This window comes from Holdemanella sp., assembly GCF_056804935.1.
The window spans coordinates 1193-1491 of sequence record NZ_DBMEXE010000227.1 but is presented as its reverse complement, the minus strand read 5'-3'; the positions used below and the strand labels follow the sequence as shown (position 1 = coordinate 1491).

General features: G+C 27.4%; 1 protein-coding gene. It reads left to right on the top strand.

Annotated features, from left to right (window positions below; all coding sequences use genetic code 11):
• On the top strand, positions 1-299 hold a 299-nt coding region (locus ACZQCL_RS08625), incomplete at both ends, for a hypothetical protein (RefSeq protein WP_482482811.1).

Genomic DNA, 299 nt, shown 5'->3' with positions numbered 1-299 from the left:
AACTGTAACAAGTTGGATTAAAAAAGGAAAAATAAAACCTAGTGTAGAATATAAATTTGGAAGTAAATCTTTATATTTATTTAGCCCTGATGATGTTGAAAAATACAGAAAAGAACTAGGTATAAAAGAGCACAATAATGATACAATCAAACAAGACTTCTTTGAATTCTTAGAAGAAAGAGATTATTCATTATCTTATAAAATGCCATTCTTGTTAGCCTTTGTTAAAAATGTTGATTCGATCGGTGATGCTAAAATAGATGATGTATTAAATGACTATATTGCCTTCTACCAAGACA